Source organism: Lentzea tibetensis (genome assembly GCF_007845675.1).
Classification (GTDB): domain Bacteria; phylum Actinomycetota; class Actinomycetes; order Mycobacteriales; family Pseudonocardiaceae; genus Lentzea; species Lentzea tibetensis.
Genome location: NZ_VOBR01000080.1, coordinates 1 through 2,760, shown reverse-complemented (window position 1 = coordinate 2,760; position 2,760 = coordinate 1). Strand labels below are relative to the sequence as shown.

The following is a 2,760-nucleotide window of genomic DNA, read 5'->3' as shown; positions in this document are numbered from 1 at the left end:
CGATACGAGCCAACGCATCCGCCTGGGCCCGCCCGGACAACGCCCCACGAGCCCACTCACAAAGCGCATCCCGCTCCTGCGCGGAGACCTCGACCAAACCGGCAGGAACAACAGCCGTGTAGAAATAGCCGTCTCGGGTCTTGTCCATCTCTTTGAGCAAGCCCGACGTGCGCATCTTGGCCAGGTCCGCTAGGGCAGTCGCTTTCCCGTGGCTGAGTCGGTAGTCACGCTGGACAACCTCGGCAAGCTCCTGGAGGGTCAGGGGCTTGCCGGTGCTGATCAACACCGCTAGTGTCGCGGCGGCACGCTTCTGGCCGACGCTATTGCCGAACGCGTCGCGCAACACGGCGGGAAGCGGCGGCAGGAGCCGCGCGGCACCCAAAGGCTCCGTGCCACCGATACGAGCCCGCGCATTGGCACGCCCACCAACATCAGCGAGCTCAGCAGCCCACTCTGCTAGACCAGGATCATTCCGAAGACTCTCAGGAACACAACCGACATAGAGATCTGTCAAACTATCCTTGCCGTAGAGACTCACCAAATTTTCACTGCCGAGATACGAGCGATACCTGTTGACGCTTGGCACGGAGACATCGACATTGTGTTCTGACTTCAACCTGGCTTGGATCATGTCGCTGGTGAGCGGCGTGCTGGTGCGCAGCAGAATCCCCAGGATCTGACTGGCCCGAGCGCCGCCGAACCCCATCTGGTGGGCCCTCCCGCCTGCTTGGAAGTCTTGGGCGATACGGGGCGGCAGGGGCGGCGGTACGGGCGGCTCGCCCTGTTGCACGGATACGACAAAAGGATTGTCAAGGCGGTTCTGCGCCTTGACCTTCATGGTCTCGGGAAGACCGGCAACCCAGCTACGCAGGTCGTTATTGGTTTCCAAGCCTGGCGGAACAGTACCCGTGTAGACGATGGTGTTGCCGTTCTTGCGGTCAACCGCTGCCATATTGGACCGCTGCAGCCATTGCGTGTAGTAGCGAGATTCCTTCGCGGCCGCGGTTCCCGACAGGGCAGTTTCCAGCTCCTTGTTGGTGGTCGGATCGTTGGCCAACAGGACCGACCACACACGAAGAGCATTCTCTTTGGCCAGGCTGCTTCTCGACATGCTGCCTGGGTGCAACGCGTTCTTGAGCGTGTCTGACATGAGAAAGGCAGGAGGGACGGTCGTGGTGTCCTGCTGTGCGATCGGATCGATGCCATCACTGCGCTGCCTGGCGCGCCCACGATCATTCACATCGGGCAGGTTGTCGATGAATCTCTGGAAAGACGGATCGCTCAGCAACTCAGTCGGCAGGGGGATTCTGGCACTGTATTGGGAGGAGGCAGTGGTTTTCGTTCCCGCGGTCGGAGAGCTTGCCAGGGACGCGGCGACCATCGCGTTCAGGTACGGCGCTACAGTTCCCTTGATCGCATTCGGGAAGTGATGATTTTCTTTGAGCCGATCCGCGATCTCCTGCTGGCTGAGGGGTTTTTCGGCGGTCAGCAGTACTTCGAAGGCCCTGGACGCGAGCAAGCGGTTTTCGGTGTTTCCACTTTTTCCCTTCGTGTTCTGGACCAGCTGCGCGTAGAGAGTTCCGGGCAGGCGCAGGATGTTGGGGCGGCTGCTCAGGTGCGTATTCGCCGCGGCGCAGGCGAGTGCAGGTAAGCCTTGGGCCCAGTCGAGCAGTGCCTGTCGCTCGGTTGGTGAGATATCTGAGGGTGCGACTGGACTGTAGAGAGATGCCTTTCCTGCCTGTCCGTTTTCGACGACCAGGCCGACTTCCTTCATCGCCAACAGATAGTTGGTCATTCTGGAAACTGGAAATTTGGGCGGAAGATCCCCGCTATTTGTGAGATCGCTGATACCCATCGGCTCAGGATGCGTAAGCAGCACACCCCACAGCGACGGAAACCACTCCGGTTTGCTTCCACCGCCTTTGAAATTTCGTTTGGCCGCGTTGATCTTTCCTTGGGGTAGCGGCGGATTGGTGGATTGTGTGGGTGTGGCGGTTTGACTGCTCGACTGTGCGAGAGATCGACTGTTCGGCGGTGGGGAGGGGGGCGATGTGATGTTGGTGTTGTACCGAGGGAGGGGTTGTGGCGTCAGCCGAGGGGCGGGAGTCACAGCGGTGCCACGAGGCAGGCTCACCGTGGTCGCCGTACCGGACGGGCTGGCTGTGTTGATGATGATCCGGTCAGCTCCGAGCCGCTGGTCGCCGGGCATGTCGCGCTCGATGTGGGGAAGGTAGCTTGTGATGACCAGGTTCAGCGCCTTCTGGACCTGGTTAGCCATGGGGAGAGGTCCGGAGACAGTCACGGGCGGCACGGCGTCGCCGTTCGCGTGATAGGCAAGAACCGTGTGAGCGGCATCGCGCGCAAAGCCGGTCAGGGCGTTGTACTGCTGGGGGGTTGGACCGTTGGCTCCGATCTCCAATGTCAGATCGGTTTCGACCTTTTCCCTCTTCGGGGCACGCTCACTCAGCGAGAGGTCATCAAGCGACTGGTCGAACGGACTGTTTCCGCGCCCGCGTTTGTCTTTCTTGTTTCCGTCGTGGTTCTCTGGCGGCATTTCTACCTCCCGCGTGTACGCATCCGGCTACATGTGCATACACGTCGAGAATCGCCCAGAAGTTCACAGGCACTTTGCCCTAGTTGTATCTGGCCAGGACGTTGGTAGCGGCGGGCAGGTGTTGACGTAAGGAGAGCCTCCGGCTGGGGTGTGGCTTGTCTAGGACCCACACCAGCCGGAGGCTCTCGTGTCTCACCGTAATGCCC

At 60.7% G+C, this 2,760-nt stretch carries 1 protein-coding gene; it reads right to left on the bottom strand.

The features are described 5' to 3' along the window. Positions 1 to 2,554: hypothetical protein (locus FKR81_RS42980; protein ID WP_222598627.1), on the bottom strand; the 2,554-nt coding region annotated here is incomplete at its 3' end. Positions 2,555 to 2,760 lie beyond the last annotated feature (206 nt).